The 16,685-nt window shown below is 58.7% G+C and carries 16 protein-coding genes; 12 read left to right on the forward strand and 4 right to left on the reverse strand.

The features are described from left to right. Nucleotides 1-91 precede the first annotated feature (91 nt). From RLO149_RS03210 to RLO149_RS03245, 8 genes are all read left to right on the forward strand, one after another. Nucleotides 92-1,180: an isocitrate/isopropylmalate dehydrogenase family protein gene (locus RLO149_RS03210; protein ID WP_013960621.1), complete on the forward strand. Its 1,089-nt coding sequence runs from the start codon at nt 92-94 to the stop codon at nt 1,178-1,180. Further along, nucleotides 1,177-2,196: a Gfo/Idh/MocA family protein gene (locus RLO149_RS03215; RefSeq protein ID WP_013960622.1), complete on the forward strand. Its 1,020-nt coding sequence runs from the start codon at nt 1,177-1,179 to the stop codon at nt 2,194-2,196. The genes RLO149_RS03210 and RLO149_RS03215 overlap by 4 nt, the downstream gene beginning before the upstream one ends. Continuing rightward, nucleotides 2,193-2,864 (forward strand): GntR family transcriptional regulator, encoded by a 672-nt coding sequence (locus tag RLO149_RS03220; RefSeq protein WP_013960623.1) that lies wholly within the window; start codon nt 2,193-2,195, stop codon nt 2,862-2,864. Before RLO149_RS03215 ends, RLO149_RS03220 begins: the two co-directional genes overlap by 4 nt. Nucleotides 2,865-2,947: 83 nt before the next feature. Next, nucleotides 2,948-3,850, forward strand: coding sequence for an L-threonate dehydrogenase (gene ltnD / locus RLO149_RS03225; RefSeq protein WP_013960624.1), 903 nt, complete (start codon nt 2,948-2,950; stop codon nt 3,848-3,850). 23 nt (nt 3,851-3,873) lie between these two features. Next, nucleotides 3,874-5,142 carry a 3-oxo-tetronate kinase gene (gene otnK, locus RLO149_RS03230; RefSeq protein WP_013960625.1) on the forward strand — a complete coding sequence of 423 codons (1,269 nt, stop codon included), beginning with the start codon at nt 3,874-3,876 and terminating at the stop codon, nt 5,140-5,142. Next, complete coding sequence (otnC, locus tag RLO149_RS03235; protein ID WP_013960626.1) at nt 5,139-5,789, forward strand: 3-oxo-tetronate 4-phosphate decarboxylase; 651 nt, start codon at nt 5,139-5,141, stop codon at nt 5,787-5,789. The genes otnK and otnC overlap by 4 nt, the downstream gene beginning before the upstream one ends. Next, the gene (locus RLO149_RS03240; protein WP_013960627.1) at nt 5,789-6,553 is read left to right on the forward strand and encodes a hydroxypyruvate isomerase family protein; all 765 of its coding nucleotides are present in this window, start codon (nt 5,789-5,791) and stop codon (nt 6,551-6,553) included. The genes otnC and RLO149_RS03240 overlap by 1 nt, the downstream gene beginning before the upstream one ends. A gap of 212 nt (nt 6,554-6,765) precedes the next feature. Next, nucleotides 6,766-7,773: a GlxA family transcriptional regulator gene (locus tag RLO149_RS03245; protein WP_044025513.1), complete on the forward strand. Its 1,008-nt coding sequence runs from the start codon at nt 6,766-6,768 to the stop codon at nt 7,771-7,773. Here the strand turns inward: RLO149_RS03245 and RLO149_RS03250 are convergent. The 4 genes from RLO149_RS03250 to RLO149_RS03265 are packed head-to-tail and all read right to left on the reverse strand — an operon-like array spanning nt 7,770 to nt 12,808. Beyond that, entirely contained in the window at nt 7,770-8,336 is a 567-nt protein-coding gene (locus tag RLO149_RS03250) for a sarcosine oxidase subunit gamma (RefSeq protein ID WP_013960629.1), read from the reverse strand. The genes RLO149_RS03245 and RLO149_RS03250 overlap by 4 nt on opposite strands. Continuing rightward, nucleotides 8,329-11,274 (reverse strand): sarcosine oxidase subunit alpha family protein, encoded by a 2,946-nt coding sequence (locus tag RLO149_RS03255; protein ID WP_013960630.1) that lies wholly within the window; start codon nt 11,272-11,274, stop codon nt 8,329-8,331. The genes RLO149_RS03250 and RLO149_RS03255 overlap by 8 nt, the downstream gene beginning before the upstream one ends. Next, nucleotides 11,271-11,558: a sarcosine oxidase subunit delta gene (locus tag RLO149_RS03260; protein WP_013960631.1), complete on the reverse strand. Its 288-nt coding sequence runs from the start codon at nt 11,556-11,558 to the stop codon at nt 11,271-11,273. Before RLO149_RS03260 ends, RLO149_RS03255 begins: the two co-directional genes overlap by 4 nt. Further along, nucleotides 11,558-12,808, reverse strand: a complete 1,251-nt coding sequence (locus tag RLO149_RS03265; protein ID WP_013960632.1) for a sarcosine oxidase subunit beta family protein — start codon at nt 12,806-12,808, stop codon at nt 11,558-11,560. Before RLO149_RS03265 ends, RLO149_RS03260 begins: the two co-directional genes overlap by 1 nt. 171 nt (nt 12,809-12,979) lie before the next feature. On the opposite strand from RLO149_RS03265, the gene RLO149_RS03270 reads away from it, so the two are divergent. The 4 genes from RLO149_RS03270 to RLO149_RS03285 all read left to right on the forward strand — a co-directional run bounded on the left by RLO149_RS03270 (nt 12,980) and on the right by RLO149_RS03285 (nt 16,671). Continuing rightward, nucleotides 12,980-14,242 (forward strand): aconitase X, encoded by a 1,263-nt coding sequence (locus RLO149_RS03270; RefSeq protein WP_013960633.1) that lies wholly within the window; start codon nt 12,980-12,982, stop codon nt 14,240-14,242. Further along, entirely contained in the window at nt 14,242-14,664 is a 423-nt protein-coding gene (locus RLO149_RS03275; protein ID WP_013960634.1) for an aconitase X swivel domain-containing protein, read from the forward strand. Before RLO149_RS03270 ends, RLO149_RS03275 begins: the two co-directional genes overlap by 1 nt. A gap of 110 nt (nt 14,665-14,774) precedes the next feature. Then, nucleotides 14,775-15,998, forward strand: coding sequence for a 5-aminolevulinate synthase (gene hemA, locus RLO149_RS03280; RefSeq protein WP_013960635.1), 1,224 nt, complete (start codon nt 14,775-14,777; stop codon nt 15,996-15,998). 55 nt (nt 15,999-16,053) lie between these two features. Beyond that, nucleotides 16,054-16,671, forward strand: coding sequence for a glutathione S-transferase (locus RLO149_RS03285; protein WP_013960636.1), 618 nt, complete (start codon nt 16,054-16,056; stop codon nt 16,669-16,671). Nucleotides 16,672-16,685: the final 14 nt, after the last annotated feature.

Consider the following 16,685-nt stretch of genomic DNA (forward strand, 5'->3'; position numbering starts at 1 on the left):
GCGGTTGAATAAAGTATGCATTAATGTATACGCTAATGCAATCGCCATGAAAGTGGATTTCGCCCCTGACCTCCTGATTTGAGAATGAGCCATGCAAAACGCCTATAAGATCGCTGTTTTCGAGGGGGACGGCATTGGCCCCGAGATCACGGCCCCCACCGTCGAGATATTACGCGCCCTGTCCGAGCGTGCCGCCTATGATTTCGATTTCATCCCCTGTGCTGCGGGGGCCGCGCATTACGCGCAGTTCGGAGAGTCTTTGCCGGAGGCGTCCATGACGCAGGCGCAGTCGGCTGATGCAATCCTGCTCTCCGCCATGGGGTTGCCATCGGTGCGCTATCGCGATGGCACCGAAATCTCGCCACAGATCGAACTGCGCAAGAAACTCGATCTGTTTGCGGGTGTGCGACCAGTTCGGATATTTCCGGGGCTGAACACGCCCTTGAAGCTTACACCTGACCAAGAGGTGGATTTCGTGCTGATCCGCGAAAGCACCGAAGGGCTGTTTCATACGCAAGGCTGTGGGGAAGTTACCCAGGATGAGGCGCGCGAAACGCTCCTGATCACGCGCGAGACATCTGAAAAACTGTTCCGTTTTGCCTTTGATCTGACAAAATCGCGCAAGGCATCAGGCCGCGGAAAGGGACGTCTGACCTGTGTGGACAAGGCAAATGTGTTTCGCGCATTCGCCTTTTTTCGCGCACTTTTTGATGCGGAGGCCGCCAAACACGGCGATGTGCAGGCGGATCACGCTTATGTCGATGCCACGGCCTTGTGGTTTGTCCTTAAGCCTTGGGAATTCGATGTTTTGGTCACGGAAAACATGTTCGGCGACATCTTGTCTGACCTCGGCGCAGGTCTGATGGGGGGCTTGGGCGTTGCCCCTTCGGCTGACATGGGTCTGGATCATGCAGTGTTCCAGCCCTGTCATGGATCGGCCCCGGATATCGCGGGGCGGGGCGTGGCCAATCCGATGGCCATGATCCTGTCGGCGGCAATGATGCTGGTTTGGTTGGGGGAACGACATGACTGTGCAGGCCTGAAACGCGACGGCAGCCAGTTGCAGGCGGCCGTAGAAGCCGTCATCGGTGCGGGTCACCATCTTACGGCGGATATGGGTGGCGTGGCCAGCACGGCAGAAGCAGCCCGCGCCGTCCTGGACAGCGTACTAAAGCAATGACAAACGCGCTGCGCCTTGCCTGCGTCGGGGCGGGCTATTTCAGCCAGTTCCATCTGGGATCATGGGCGCGGATCAAAGACGTTGAAGTCGTTGGTGTTGCTGATACGCAAATTTCAGCGGCGCAGGCGACAGGCTGCCCGGCCTATTCAGACACGGGCGAAATGATCCAACGCACATCACCGGATATTCTGGACATTATTTTGCCCCCGGCAGCGCAGGCTGCCACTATCAATACGGCCCTTGAGGCTGGCGTCAAAACGATCATCTGCCAAAAGCCCTTTTGCACGTCCCTCGAGCAAGCAAAAGAAGCCGCCGCGCGCGCGGCACATGCGCAGGCGCGGCTGATCGTGCATGAGAATTTTCGCTTCATGCCGTGGTACCGCGCCATCAAGGCTGAGATCGCGCGTGGTGGCATTGGCGATGTGCATCAGGCCGTGTTTCGGTTGCGCCCCGGCGATGGTCAGGGCCCCGATGCCTATCTGGACCGACAGCCCTATTTCCAAAAGATGCCTGCGTTTTTGGTCCACGAAACCGCCGTGCATTGGATTGACACCTTCCGGTTTCTCTTTGGTGATCCGGTCTCGGTCTATGCCGATCTACGTCGCCTGAACCCGGTGATTGCGGGCGAAGATGCAGGCTATATTATCTTTGAACACAAAGGCGGTATCAGGTCGGTTTTTGATGGGAACAGGCATCTTGACCACGCAAGCGACAACCTGCGGCGCACCATGGGCGAGGCCTTGATTGAAGGGACTGGCGGGACGCTGTCCCTGTTCGGCGACGGGCGGGTTGAAAAACGGGTCTTTGGTTCAGCAGAAACAACGCTCTTGTTGCCCCCCGACCGGTGGGATGGATTTGGCGGGGATTGCGTGCATGCGCTGCAAACACATGTGGTTGCTGGCTTGCGGGGGAGCGGCATGTTCGAAAACGAAGCGGAAGAGTACTGCAAAGTCATCCGCATCCGCGATGCCATTTACCGATCCGCACAAGAGGGTGCGAAGGTGCTCGTGACATGACGGACATCAATGCCGCATCTAACACGCAGCGCGCGATCAGGATGTTGCGTGACCTCATTTTCAGCGGTGATCTGAGCCCCGGATCGGATCATCTGGAAACCGAGCTTGCTGCGCGGTTGGGCATGTCGCGTACGCCCGTGCGCGAGGCGGCGTTGTCGCTACAGGCGCAGGGTCTTGTTGAGGTGCGCCCGCGCCGTGGTGTCCGTGTGCTGGGCGTGTCGTCGCAAGATATGTGTGAGATATACGATGTGCTTACCCTGCTTGAAAGCCACGCCGCTGAGCGCGCCGCCGGACAGGGCTATGGTTCGGATGATCTGCGCGCGCTGGAAGCGGCTATCGACGAGATGGACACAGCCCTTGCACGTGACGACCGGGAGGCATGGGCCCGTGCGGATGATGCCTTTCATCTTGAACTGGTGCGTTTGGGTGGGAACCAGCGCATCGAGGCCATCGTGGCAATGATGGCGGATCAGGTGCGCCGCGCGCGCGTCATGACGCTTTATATGCGCCCCTCTCCTGTGCGCTCGAATGCAGATCACCGGGCGGTTTACGCGGCCATCGCAGCAGGCCAGCCGGATCAAGCGCGCAGGCTGCATCAAAGCCACAGGCGCGTCGCACGCGACATGTTGGTCGGCCTGCTGGCCAAGCACAAATTGCATCGCCTTTAATTGCATAAAACTGTTTGATTTCTACGGACATTGGCTGCGTAAAACGTTACGATTGGAAAAACGTAGCTAATCAAGGGCGCAGAATGGAAAACACGCGACAGACAGCCGTCATCGGCCTGGGCTCCATGGGGTATGGCATCGCCTTATCGGCGCTGCGCGGGGGGCATCAGACTTATGGATTTGATGTGAACGCGGAACAAGCTGCGCGTTTCCTTGCCGACGGCGGGCAGACTGGCGCGCTTGGCGATCTTGCCCCGCAGCTAGAGGTCGTGGTGGTCGTTGTGCTGAACGCTGCCCAGACGGAATCCGTGTTGTTCGGCGACAACGGGGTGGTGGCAGACTTGGCCAATGGGGCGGTCGTTATCGCTTGTGCCACGGTGCCTCCGGACTTTGCAGAATCCATGAGTGCCAGATGCGCGGAATATGGTGTGCACTATCTGGATGCGCCAATCTCGGGCGGGTCGATCAAGGCGGCTCAGGGTAAGTTGTCGATCATGGCAGCGGGTACGCCAGAAGCATTTGACGCCGCGCGCCCTGTTCTGGACAGCATCGCAGAAACGGTTTTTGAACTGGGCGACAGCGCCGGGGCGGGATCGGCGATGAAGGCCGTCAATCAACTGCTGGCAGGGGTGCATATTGCAACCATGGCCGAAGCGCTGACCTTTGGTATGACGCAAGGGGTCAGCCCGGACAAGTTTGTCGAGGTGATCAGCAAATGTGCGGGCACCAGCTGGATGCTGGAAAACCGCGCACCGCACATTGTTGCGGGCGATTACACACCGCATAGTTCGGTGAACATCTGGCCCAAGGATCTTGGTATCGTGCTCGATATAGCCAAAAACGCGCAGTTCAGCGCGCCGATCACAGCAGCCGCCCTTCAACAGTTTGTCGCGGCAGCGGGGCAGGGATTGGGCCACGAGGATGACGCGGCCGTCGCCAAAGTATACGCGCGCAACGCCGGGCTCACGCTGCCCGGTGAAAGCTGAAGACAGGGAATAAGGCAGAGCAGATGAATACTATCCTTGGCTGTATTGCTGATGACTTTACCGGGGCCACTGATCTTGCAGGGTTGCTCGCGCGTTCCGGTATGCCCGTATCTTTGCGCATTGGTGTACCACAGGAACCGCCCACCGATACGGCTCCGTTTGAGGTCATCGCACTCAAATGCCGGACCGCGCCGGTGGATGCGGCGGTGGCCGAATGCCTCGCTGCTTTGGAGTGGCTGCGCAGTTCCGGTGCCACACGCTTTTTCTGGAAGTATTGTTCGACTTTCGACAGTACCTCTGAAGGCAACATCGGTCCGGTTGCAGAGGCGCTGATGGTGGCCCTGAACGCGGATCAGACGATCTATTGCCCGGCCTTTCCGGAAAATGGGCGCTCAATTTTCATGGGGAACCTGTTTGTCGGGCAACACCCCCTGTCCGAAAGCCCGATGAAGGATCACCCCCTTACGCCTATGCGGGACAGCAACCTGATGCGCCTGCTGAAACCACAGGTGACGCGCCCCGTTGGATTGATCGACCGTCTGACCGTTGCACGCGGCACGGACGCTGTGCGGGTCGCAATGCAGGATCACGCAAGCAAAGATACCGCTCATATCGTTGTCGACGCGGTCGCAAATGAGGATCTGTCGGTGATTGCCGAGGCGTGCCGGGATATGCCGCTCTTGACCGGGGGGAGTGCGCTCGCCATGCCGCTGCCAGCGCTGTATCTACGCGACGGGCTTATAGAAGCAGACACAGTCATTCGCCAAAAACCTGACGTGGTCGCTGATGGCATCGTTCTATCGGGTAGCTGTTCAGCAATGACGCAAACGCAGGTCGCAAAGTACCTTACGAAAGCACCCGGCTTTCGACTTAACCCGCTGGAACTGGCCGAAGAGGGTCCAGAAAAGGCGCTCGAATGGCTTCAGAACCAAGCGCTAAACGCGATGCCGCTGATCTACGCCACGGCTGAACCCGCCGACGTTCTGGCAGCGCAAGCGAAACTGGGTGTCGCCCGGGCCGGTGAAATTGTGGAAGACGCGCTGGCACAGCTGGCCGTTCTTGCGCGGGATCGCGGCGCCAGACGGTTTGTCGTGGCGGGGGGCGAGACATCAGGCGCGGTGACCAAGGCGCTTGGGGTGTCTCAGCTTGATATCGGTTCTGAAATTGCGCCCGGTGTGCCTTGGACGTATTGCGAAAGCGCAGGCAAACACATCGCGCTGACGCTCAAATCAGGTAATTTTGGCGATGCAGATTTCTTTGCCAAAGCGATTGAGGTGCTGGACGCGTCATGACCGCAGAAAATCGCCTCAGGGAACAGATCTGCCAGTTGGCGAAATCTATGTTTGACCGTGGTTTGACGGGCGGCAGTACCGGCAATATCTCGGCGCGCACGGATGATGGGGGACTTTTGGTCTCGCCAACCGGTACAAGTTTCGGGCGCCTTGATCCGGGTCGGTTAAGCCGCTTTGATGCAACGGGAAAATTGATCGGTGGTGATGCGCCGACCAAGGAAATGCCCTTGCATTCAGCATTTTATGATACCCGCTCGACCGCAGGGGCGGTTGTGCACTTGCATTGCTGTCACGCTGTCGCGCTTTCCATGATGCCGGACGCGGATGAAGACAATTTTCTGCCGCCGCTGACGCCCTATGCCATCATGAAGCTTGGCAAGGTCAGGCTGCTGCCGTTCTTTCGGCCCGGTGATGCGGCAATGGGCAAGGCCGTGCGCAGTCTGGCGGGCAAACGCAGCGCGGTGATGTTGGCCAACCATGGCCCGGTGGTGGCCGGAAAAGACGTGGAGGCGGCGTGCAACGCGATCGAAGAGCTTGAGGATACCGCACGGTTGGCGTTGATGACACGCGGGCTTCAGCCCCGGATGCTGAATGCGGCACAGATCACCGATATCGTGACGCACTTTGACGTAGATTGGGAGGAATGATGCAGTTTTCTGCGAACTTGGGCTTTCTTTGGACCGACCGTCCTCTGCCGGAGGCGATACATGCCGCAAAGGCAGCGGGCTTTGATGCGGTTGAATGCCATTGGCCCTACGCAGAAGCTGCACAAGACGTCGTTGCAGCACTGAAAACGACCGGTCTGCCCATGCTCGGGCTCAATACGCTGCGCGGAAATCTGGATGCGGGCGAAAACGGATTATCCGCCTTGCCCGGTCGAGAGGTGGAAGCACGCGCCGCCATTGATCAGGCGATCAGCTATGCGCAGGCGATCGGGGCGCAAAACGTGCATGTGATGGCGGGCTTTGCACAGGGTGTCATCGCTGAAAACTGCTTTGTGGAGGCGTTGGAATACGCCTGTGAACAAGCGGGACCGCATGGCATCAATATTTTAATTGAACCGTTAAACCACTATGATGCGCCGGGGTATTTCCTGAGCACGACAACGCATGCGCAAGAGATTATCACCCGAGTTAGTGCATCAAACCTGAAGTTGATGTTTGACTGTTATCATGTCCAGCTGATGGAGGGCGATCTGAGTAACAGACTTGCGCGCCTGATGCCGGTGATCGGGCATATCCAGTTCGCGCGTGTGCCGGATCGGGGTCCGCCCATTGGGGGCGAAGTCAACTACCCGCATATCTTTGGCGTGATCGAAGGGTTGGGGTGGAACAAACCCCTCGGGGCTGAGTATAAGTCAACGCAGCCAACGGATGATACGCTGGCGTGGATGCCGGACTTGCCAGACTGAGGGTCATGCGATCACGTCAGTAAAGCGGCCCCTGATGCCCTGACAGCGCGATCACCAGTCAAATCTGATATGCTCAAGCCCCCTGCTACGGACCCCACAGGAACCAATCAAGCGGGATGAACGGCAAATAAATGCCTGACCTGATTTGCGCGCCAGCAAATACTTTGGTCTCAGGCTGGCTTCCTGATCATTCATCCTGATAAGATATGCTCATGTCACAAAAGAACAAAATAACCATCGGCTTCTTGATTTTCCCGGGCTTCCCCATGGCCTGCCTGACCTCAATGATTGAACCGTTGCGCGCGGCGAATGAGATCGCGGAGGTGGATGCCTTCGACTGGGTAATTTTGTCCGAGGACGGGAATACGGTGACATCCAGCGCGCAGGTTGTTTTTCAGGCCGATGCGGGGCTGCATGATGTGCATGACATTGATCAGCTGTACCTGATGGCGGCCCCTGCCAGCTCTTTTGCGGACCCCTCCAGGTCTGATGCTCAGTTGCGCAAACTGGAACGCCATGGCGTGACCTTGGGGGCGGTCAGTGGTGGGGTTTTCCCACTGGCCAGAGCGGGTTTGTTGCAGGGTTTTCGCACATCGGTTCACTGGTGTTACGCCGCGGCCTTCGCCCAAGAGTTCCCGCGCATTTCTGCCACAAACGAAGTGATTTCCATTGACCGTCGCCGCATCACGGTGTCAGGCGCCGCCGCTGGCTTTGATCTTGCGCTGCATCTCGTGGCAGAGCAGCTGGGGCAGGGCGTTTCCACCGAAGTTGCCTGCTGGTTTCAACATGCGCTTGTGCGCGGTCAAGGCGTCGATCAGAGGGTGCCGACGGTGCGCGCGGAAAGCACGGATGATATGCTGCCCACAGTCGTCAGGGAATCCATCGAGTTGTTCAGCAGCCATATCGAGGACCCGGTGAAAGTCGCCGATGTGGCAGATATCGTCGGCGTTTCTGCGCGGCAGCTTGAGCGCATGTTTCGCAAAGCCACAGGCCACAGTCCATTGCAGTATTACCGCATGATGCGGATGAACGCCGCGCGTCAACTCGTGCGCTATTCCAACGATAATATGACGGCGATTGCCCTGGCGGTGGGCTATGCATCTGCCACGCCCATGATCCAGAACTACAAGGAGGTCTTTGGGCTTCACCCGGCAGAGGATCGCGAAAAGGTAAATCTGTTCAGGGTTCGCAAGAACCTCGCAGTGCCCGTGGTGTCCTAAAGAACAGCCCGCGCTACGGTCATCAGGGCATGATGCAACGTGCCAGCGGACGAACGCGGCCCCAGCACCTGAAAGCCTTGCGCCTCAGCGTGGCAGTTCAAAAAGCAACCGATGTGATGTATCGTCGTGCGCTGACCATCGCCTGCCACCATCCGTCTGGCCGGGGCGGGGCATAAGCGCTCGAACAGGTCGACAACACCGGCGCCTGTGACATCGAAAACAACCCATCCGTCCGTTTGTTCAGTGACGGAGGCCGCATCTTGCAGCGACGCCTTGAGGTCATCGGCCAGTAATTCATGCGTCTCGAACGGTGCAGACACCATCCATTGATCGGGTCCGGTCCAGAAAGCGGCAAAAGGCTCGCCGATAACAGCTCTGGCAGGGCCGGGCGCGGTTGCTCCGATATAGGTACTGAGCGCGTCGGCGCAGCGTTCCTCCTGCCCATGGCGCGCTGAAACAGATGCCAGCGCAAGGCCGAAGTTCTCCGAAATCCGGATCGTGCCGATCTCATCGGCGCGTGGCGCAGACGCTCCCAAGGCGGATGTTGGTGATAGATTATGCACGCAGGCGTTCTCCGTCCGGGTCTATGAAATGGGCGCTGACGATCTCGACTTGTGTTTCATACTCTGTCAGCGGGCTGACCAGCCGCATGACTTCACCGATGCGCGCATCGCCGTTCTTTACAAAGGCCAATGCGATATGGTGGCCAAGGTTTGGTGAATAGCAGGCCGACGTGACATAGCCCTGACTGTGGGCCGCGTCCACCGGACCAGAAGCCGCCATCAGATGTGCGCCTGCCGGGGTTTCCCTGTCGGCGTTGACGGGTTTGATCCCGACCTGCCGAAACGCATCCGGCTCGTTCAGGCCCTCGCGTCGCGACAGAACCGCACCGATGCTGTCTTTTGCCTGACTGACCATCCGCCCCAGACCGAGGTTCAGCGCCGTGGTGGTACCGTTCAGTTCGTTCCCCGCAGCGTGGCCCTTTTCGATCCGCATCACGCTGAGCGCTTCGGTGCCGTAGGGGGTGATGTCATATTCTGCGCCCACCTGCATAAGGCGTCGCATCAACGCATCGCCATAGCGGGTCGGCACGGCGATTTCATAGGCGAGTTCCCCACTGAAGGAGATACGAAAGAGCCGTGCGCGCAGCCCACCGCAGACCGTGATGTTGCCACAGCCCATGAAGGGAAAGGCTTCGTTGCTCAGGTCATAGTCCGCATCAACGATGCGTTGCAAAACCGCACGGGAATTTGGACCGGCAACGGCGAACTGTGCCCAGCTTTCGGTGGTGGAAATCAGTTGCACATCCAGACCAGGGAACAGACACTGATGCACGAATTCCATGTGCCGATAGACGTTTACCGCGTTCGCGGTTGTGGTTGTCACCACGAAATGGTCTTCGGCAAGGCGCCCGGCGGTGCCGTCATCCATGGCGATGCCATCCTCGCGCAGCATCAAGCCATAGCGCGTTTTGCCCACTGCCAATTTGGCAAAGCCATTGCAGTAAACCTTGTTGAGAAAGGTCGCAGCATCACTGCCCTGCACATCCACCTTGCCCAGCGTCGTGACATCGCACACCCCGACCGACCGGCGCGTTGCCAGCACTTCACGATCAACACTTTCGCGCCAATGTGTTTCATGCGGCAACGGAAACCACTGTGCGCGCAGCCAGTTTCCCACCTCGACAAAAACCGCACCGCGCTCTTTGGCCCATTCGTGGCTCGGTGTTTTGCGGACCGGCTTGAAATCTTTGCCAACCGAGCGACCTGCAAGTGCACCCAGAGCCACGGGTGTGTAAGGCGGGCGGAACATCGTTGTCCCCACTTCGGGGATCGATTTTCCGGCCATTTCGGCCATGATCGCCAACCCGCCCATATTCGAGGTTTTGCCCTGATCCGTTGCCATGCCAAGCGTGGTGTAGCGCTTGAGGTGCTCAACGGAGCGAAACCCTTCCTGATGGCTCAGCTTGACATCCTTGACGGTAACGTCGTTCTGCTGATCGAGCCAGGCGCGGCTTGCGCCCTCTACGTACCAAAATGGCGTCACGGACACCTCAGCATCCTCGGCCTTTGGCAGTTTGGGCAACCGGCCTTTCAGACCCAACGCTGCCTTTGCCGCCTGCGCGCCCCCGCGCAATGCGCCCATGGTCGACAGATCACCGCGGGCGGCACCTGCGACTGTCATGCCGGGGGGCAGGGACGCGCCCGGTACAAATGCGGCAAGCTTTTCATTCCATACCGGGCGGCCACCGTGATGACAGGTCATATGCACATTGGGGTTCCAGCCGCCTGACACGGCCAAGGCACCACATTCAATGACGCGCGGGCTGCCGTCGGGCATTTGCACGTCGATAAAGGTGAGGCCAAGGCGACCTCTGGTATCGACGACCTGCGCCCCGGCGATTACTTCGAAATCGGTGCTCAGGGGGGCCGTTTCGCGTGTGTCGATAACTGCAGCGACCTTGATACCTTTGCCTGTCAGGTCGCGAGCGGTCTGATGCCCCTCGTCCGAATTAGTGAACACAGCAATCCGATGCGCCGGCGCGGCCCCGAAGCGGTTCACATAGCTACGCACGGCGGAGCCCAGCATGATGCCGGGTCGGTCGTTGTTGTCAAAGGCAATCGGGCGTTCGGTTGCGCCACCGCAGAGGATCGCGTTTTGCGTGTAAATGCGCCACAGAACCTGACGCGCCTTACCCGCTTGGGGTGTCCGCAGATGATCGCTGACCCGTTCAACTGCGCCGTAAATTCCGTGGTCAAATGCGCCAAGGATCGTTGTGCGGGGCATCAACCGCACATTTGGCAGACTCGCAAGCTCTGACAGCGTGGTCAAGGCCCAGTCACTGCCGGTTTGATCATCGACGCTGAGAACTTCGCTGTTCAAGCGCCCGCCCATGCGGAAATCTTCATCGGCAAGGATCACATCCGCACCGGATCGACCAGCGGTCAGGGCCGCCATCAACCCCGAGGGTCCCGCACCAATGATCAGAAGGTCACAATGCAGGAACCCTTTATCGTAATCGTCGGGGTCTGCCTTTAGGGACAAAGACCCAAGACCAGCGGCCTGTCGGATGATCGGCTCGTAGAGCTTTTCCCAAAAGGCGGCGGGCCACATGAAAGTCTTGTAATAAAACCCGGCTGTCAGAAAGTTTGACAGGCGATCGTTGATGGCCAGCAGATCAAAGCGCAGCGATCCAAGGCGGTTTTGGCTTTTCGCCCACAACCCGTCGTAAAGCTCGGTTGTGGTGGCGCGCGTGTTGGGTTCCTGACGTGCGCCGCCGCGCAGTTCCACCAGCGCGTTTGGTTCCTCGGACCCTGCGGTCAGCGGGCCGCGCGGACGGTGATATTTAAACGACCGGCCCATAAGCCGCACATTGTTTGCTAGTAATGCGGAAGCCAGCGTATCGCCGGGGTGCCCTGTGTATTGGGTGCCGTCGAAATTGAATTTCAGTATTTGGGTGCGGTCAATCTGGCCGCCGCCGACCCTGTTGATTTGGCTCATATGCTGCGCCCCCGCGCGCGCGCGACGTCGCGCGCCATCTCAACTGACGTTATCTCATGGGTAATGGTATTGCGGGTCACGACCAGCCAGGACCGATCGCCCCCCTCATGAAACCAAAGCTCGCGCAAGAGCCCCGCGGGGTTTTCACGAATGTATTGATATTCGTAGAAATCCTGCGCTGCGGTGTCCGCCTGTGGATCGGGCCGGTCGATCAACGATGCGTCCCCAAGATAGGTGAATTCGGAGCTGTCGCGCGGGCCAAGAAGGGGGTGATTAATGATCATCAGTGCAAATTGGGCTGTGCGCCCATCCCTTTCTCATCAATCATGCGCCCTTTTTCGAACCGGTCAAAGCGGAAGGCCGTTGCGGTCGGATGCGGCGCGTCCTTGGCCAGCAGATGGGCAAAGCAGAAACCGGATGCAGGCGTTGCCTTGAAGCCCCCGTAACACCACCCGCCATTGAAATAGAGCCCGTCGATGTGCGTCCGGTCTATGATCGGAGAGCCATCCATCGACATATCCATGATCCCGCCCCACATGCGCAAAAGCCGCGCGCGGCCCATCATCGGGAAAATCGCCATGCCACCCTCGCAGACGTCTTCGAGTACGGGAAGATTGCCGCGCTGCGCATAGGAATTATACCCGTCCAGATCGCCGCCAAAGACCAAACCACCCTTGTCGGACTGGCTGCAATAAAAATGCCCTGCACCGAATGTGATGACACCCGGCAAGACGGGTTTCAGACCTTCGCTGACAAAGGCCTGCAAGACGTGGCTTTCCATGGGCAGGCGCATGTCGACTTTGGACATCAATCGCCCCGAAGATCCGGCAACCGCGCAGCCGATCTTGCCCGCGCCGACAAAGCCGCGCGAGGTTTCGACACCGGTACAGCAGCCGTTTTCAACGCGAAAACCCGTCACTTCACAGTTCTGGATGATGTCGACGCCTCGGCTGTCGGCGCCGCGCGCGTACCCCCAGGCCACGGCGTCGTGTCGCACCGTGCCGCCCCTGTGTTGGGCCAGACCACCCTTGATCGGGAAGCGCGCGTTTTCGAAATTGAGGAAGGGATAGCGTGCCCTGATCTCATCAACGCTTAAAAGATCAGCATCGATTCCGTTCAACCGCATGGCATTGCCGCGTCGGATAAAGGCATCCCGCTGCGCATCCGTATGAATCAGGTTCAATATCCCGCGCTGGCTGACCATCGCGTTATAATTGAAATCCTGCTCCAGCCCTTCCCAGAGCTTGAGCGCGAATTCGTAGAAGGGCGCGTTGCCATCCAGCAGATAGTTTGATCGCACAATCGTGGTATTGCGCCCGACGTTGCCGCCACCAATCCATCCCTTCTCAAGAACGGCGATCTTTTTATGCCCGAATTCCTTCGCAAGATAATAGGCGGTGGCAAGACCATGCCCGCCGCCGCCAATGATGACGATGTCATATTGGCTTTTGGGTTCAGGGTCGCGCCACGCAGGCGCCCAGCCTTTGTGCCCTGTCAGCGCTTCTTTGATGACCTGAAAACCTGAATATCGCATTGGCTATCCTCTTGATCCGAAAATGGCAGGGTTTTTGCACCTTGCCAGTCTGAAACCGGACATGCTTATCCTCAAATACGACGCGCATCACGTGCTGCGATGATATGTGTTGGCGCAAGACTTGTACCGGCCCGGTTTCAGCCGCAGTATCGCAGCCGAAGCGGAGGTGGCATGTTGGCGAGCATCCAGTTGACTGAGGACGAAGCGGCGGTGCTTGACGGGCAGACCGGATCGCAAGGTCATCGTATGGCATTGCAAATTGTGCTGGAGGCCGCGCAAATTCTGGGAGCTGACCGGCTGGTGCCGATCCATTTTGCTCATATTGACGGGTGTCTTTATCATGGCGCGTCCGGGACCCTTTTTTGCGAGCGGTTGGTTGAGCTTGGCGCACAAACTGCTGTGCCTGCGACGACCAATGTGGGTGCTTTGAACCTCTTGAAACCCGCGCAATCCCGCCTGTCCGGCGAGGCGCGGAAAATGGCGTTTCGGTTAATGGTTGCGCACGAACGGTTGGGCTGCATTCCCAGCTGGACCTGCGCGCCCTATCAGGCGGGTGCGCGCCCGGCTTTTGGCACGCAGGTCGCATGGGGGGAATCCAACGCGGTGGCTTTTTGCAACAGTGTTTTGGGCGCGCGCACCAATCGTTATGGTGACTTTCTGGACATTGCCTGCGCAATTGCGGGCCGCGCGCCTTATTATGGGCTGCACCTTGCTGAAAACCGACATGCGACCCTCTTGCTCGACCTGGCTGACATCCCTGCGGAATGGCAGCAGGATGAGGTTTTCTTTCCGGTCCTTGGCGCGTTGATCGGTCGTCTGGCAGGCGCGCGCGTTTGCGCCGTTAAGGGTATCGTCGGCACCCCGGGTGAGGATCAGCTCAAGGCATTATTCGCGGGTGCTGCGTCAACCGGGGCGGTGGGGCTTGTCCATCTGATTGGCATCACGCCTGAGGCCCCTGATCAGGCAACCGCATTCGGGGGCACCAAAGCCCGTGAAGTTATCGCGATCACACCGCGCATGATGATCGCTGCCAAACAGGATTTGAGCCATGCGGATAGCGGTCGCATTGATGCGGTGGCCTTGGGCAGTCCCCATTTTTCATCCGATGAATGTCGCTCGCTGCTCGAGATGGCGGGTGGCATACCGTTCAAAGTGCCGGTCTATGTTTGCCTCGGCCGCCACAGTATGACCGATCTGGAAAAGGACCGCACAGCGCAGGCGCTTGAGGCTTTGGGCGTTGTGTTTGTTCTGGACACCTGCGTGGTTGTGACGCCAATTCTGCCTGATCGCCCCGGTGTTTTGATGACCAACTCCGCCAAATTTGCCCATTATGCCAAAGGAAATACTGGCTATGACCCGGTCTTCGGAAGCCTGAAAAACTGTGTCGCAAGTGCCCGCGCAGGCCGGGTCATCTGCTCTGGGGGGGCTTGGTGATGCGGTGGCAGGCGGAGGTGTTATGCGCAGGCGTCACCCGCGGCGAGGTCTTGCGCATGGACGCGCCGTTGAGTTTCTGGGGCGGTGTTGATCCGGCTTCCTCCAAAGTGGTGCTGGCGGGCCACCCACAACGGGGCGCGCCGATCACAGGTAAGATCATCGTTCTGCCGCACCTGATCGGGTCAAGCAGCTCGTCAGCGGTGCTGCTTGAGCTGATTTACCGCAAACTCAACCCGCTTGCGCTGATCCTCGGGCAGCGCGACGCAATCCTGCCCATCGGCGTGGTTGTCGCCCGGCAGATGGGCTGGCGCGCACCTGCGGTTGTGCTCCTGCCAGACCCGCCTTTTGTGTCAGGTGATATGCTGTCCATTGCCGAAGATGGCTCGATTCTGACAACTGGTTCGCGGAATACGAGCCGCTGACCCACGACCAATGGCTTACCTGAGCGGTTCGGTTTTCTGATCTGGATCAAAGCGGGGCTGTTTGTGACAAGTGTATTTCTTGGAGGTGAAACGGGAGGGCATCAGACCACATGGATTATGGATCGTATTTCGCAAAGACGCTTTCAAGCCTGAAAGAAGAGGGTAACTACCGCGTATTCGCTGAACTTGAACGGAAACGGGGCGCTTTCCCACGGGCGCAGTCACATGGCGGCGAGACCGAGAAACCGGTGACGATCTGGTGTTCGAATGACTACCTTGGCATGGGGCAACACCCCGACGTGCTGCGCGCGATGCATGATGCGCTGGACCGCTGCGGTGCGGGTGCAGGTGGTACGCGTAACATCTCAGGCACGACCCACGATCATGTGAAACTTGAAGCAGAGCTTGCGGATTTACACGGCAAGGAAAGCGCATTGCTTTTTACCTCCGGCTATGTGTCCAACTGGGCCGCGCTGGGGACGCTGGCGGGCAGAATTCCTGACTGTCTTGTGCTGTCAGATGCGCTCAACCATGCGTCGATGATCGAAGGCATCCGCCATTCCAAAGCAGAACGTCAAATCTGGAAACACAATGATCTGGCCGACCTTGAGGCCAAACTGGCGCAACAACCGCTCGATCGGCCCAAGTTGATCGCATCCGAGAGCGTTTATTCCATGGATGGCGACATCGCACCCATTGCTGAAATCTGCGATCTGGCGGATAAATACAACGCCATGACATATCTGGATGAAGTCCACGCGGTTGGCCTTTACGGCGCGCGCGGCGGTGGCATTGCAGATCGCGAAGGACTGATGGACCGGCTGACTGTGATCCAGGGCACTCTGGGCAAAGCCTTTGGCGTCGTGGGCGGCTATATCGCTGCATCCGCTGATCTGTGCGATTTTGTGCGCAGTTTTTCCAGCGGGTTTATCTTTACCACAGCCCTGCCGCCCGCCGTGGCCGCGGGGGCAGCAGCCTCCGTCCGCCATCTCAAGACGTCGCAGACAGAACGCGACGCGCATCAAAACCGTGTGGCCGAAGTGCGCGCGCGGCTGGATGCCCTCGGCATTCCGCATGAGATGAACCCGAGCCATATCATTCCGGTGATGGTGGGCTGTCCGGTCAAATGCAAGTACATTTCCGATATTCTGATGCGGGATTTCGGCGTCTACATCCAGCCGATCAATTACCCGACGGTTCCGAAGGGGACGGAGCGTTTGCGCATCACCCCGTCCCCGGTCCACAGCGCCGCAGACATCGACCATCTGGTGGCCGCATTGGGTGAACTGTGGACGCAATGCGAGTTGGCGCGTCTGCCCATGGCCGCACAGTGATCTGATGTCTTTGGGTGGCTTGTTGCGGGCGGCGTAAGCTGGCAAATTGCAGGCGATGACGCCTGTGTTCTATTCCTTTCGCCGCTGCCCTTACGCGATGCGCGCACGTCTTGCGCTGGTATCTGCGCAGGTTCCCGTGTGCCTGCGCGAAGTCGTGCTGAAAGACAAGCCGCAGGCGTTTCTGAACGCCTCGCCCAGCGGCACAGTCCCCTGTCTGGTCACGGATCAGGGCGTGATCGACGAGAGCCTCGATATCATGATCTGGGCGTTGAAGCAGAACGACCCGGAGAGATTGTTGGACATGCCCGACACCGGCTGGCAATTGATCGAAACCTGCGATGGTCCATTCAAAGCGGCGCTTGATCGCACGAAATATGCCACACGATACCCGGAGTCCGACCAAGGGGTGGCGCGCGCACAGGCGGCTGAGTTTTTATATGCGCTTGAGGCGCAGCTTTCAGAGTCTTTGTTTGGCAAGGCAACGTTGGCCGATCTGGCGATTTTACCCTTTGTGCGGCAATTCGCATTCATTGATAAACCGTGGTTTGATGCGCAGGACTGGCCACGGCTCCAGCACTGGCTGGCGCAGTTTCTCGCAAGTGACGCCTTTTCGGCGATCATGCCGAAATACCCGCAATGGCAACCGGGCCATGACGCTGTTGGTTTTCCATAGCGCACTTCTGAACG

Origin of the sequence: Roseobacter litoralis Och 149 (assembly GCF_000154785.2) — a bacterium.
Lineage (GTDB): Bacteria > Pseudomonadota > Alphaproteobacteria > Rhodobacterales > Rhodobacteraceae > Roseobacter > Roseobacter litoralis.

What these genes read in the sequence shown, in the direction of transcription:
- RLO149_RS03210 (WP_013960621.1), top strand. Translation starts at nt 92, where the DNA reads ATGCAAAACGCCTATAAGATCGCTGTTTTCGAGGGGGACGGCATTGGC.
- RLO149_RS03215 (WP_013960622.1), top strand. Translation starts at nt 1,177, where the DNA reads ATGACAAACGCGCTGCGCCTTGCCTGCGTCGGGGCGGGCTATTTCAGC.
- RLO149_RS03220 (WP_013960623.1), top strand. Translation starts at nt 2,193, where the DNA reads ATGACGGACATCAATGCCGCATCTAACACGCAGCGCGCGATCAGGATG.
- ltnD (WP_013960624.1), top strand. Translation starts at nt 2,948, where the DNA reads ATGGAAAACACGCGACAGACAGCCGTCATCGGCCTGGGCTCCATGGGG.
- otnK (WP_013960625.1), top strand. Translation starts at nt 3,874, where the DNA reads ATGAATACTATCCTTGGCTGTATTGCTGATGACTTTACCGGGGCCACT.
- otnC (WP_013960626.1), top strand. Translation starts at nt 5,139, where the DNA reads ATGACCGCAGAAAATCGCCTCAGGGAACAGATCTGCCAGTTGGCGAAA.
- RLO149_RS03240 (WP_013960627.1), top strand. Translation starts at nt 5,789, where the DNA reads ATGCAGTTTTCTGCGAACTTGGGCTTTCTTTGGACCGACCGTCCTCTG.
- RLO149_RS03245 (WP_044025513.1), top strand. Translation starts at nt 6,766, where the DNA reads ATGTCACAAAAGAACAAAATAACCATCGGCTTCTTGATTTTCCCGGGC.
- RLO149_RS03255 (WP_013960630.1), bottom strand. Translation starts at nt 11,274, where the DNA reads ATGAGCCAAATCAACAGGGTCGGCGGCGGCCAGATTGACCGCACCCAA.
- RLO149_RS03260 (WP_013960631.1), bottom strand. Translation starts at nt 11,558, where the DNA reads ATGATCATTAATCACCCCCTTCTTGGCCCGCGCGACAGCTCCGAATTC.
- RLO149_RS03265 (WP_013960632.1), bottom strand. Translation starts at nt 12,808, where the DNA reads ATGCGATATTCAGGTTTTCAGGTCATCAAAGAAGCGCTGACAGGGCAC.
- RLO149_RS03270 (WP_013960633.1), top strand. Translation starts at nt 12,980, where the DNA reads ATGTTGGCGAGCATCCAGTTGACTGAGGACGAAGCGGCGGTGCTTGAC.
- RLO149_RS03275 (WP_013960634.1), top strand. Translation starts at nt 14,242, where the DNA reads ATGCGGTGGCAGGCGGAGGTGTTATGCGCAGGCGTCACCCGCGGCGAG.
- hemA (WP_013960635.1), top strand. Translation starts at nt 14,775, where the DNA reads ATGGATTATGGATCGTATTTCGCAAAGACGCTTTCAAGCCTGAAAGAA.
- RLO149_RS03285 (WP_013960636.1), top strand. Translation starts at nt 16,054, where the DNA reads ATGACGCCTGTGTTCTATTCCTTTCGCCGCTGCCCTTACGCGATGCGC.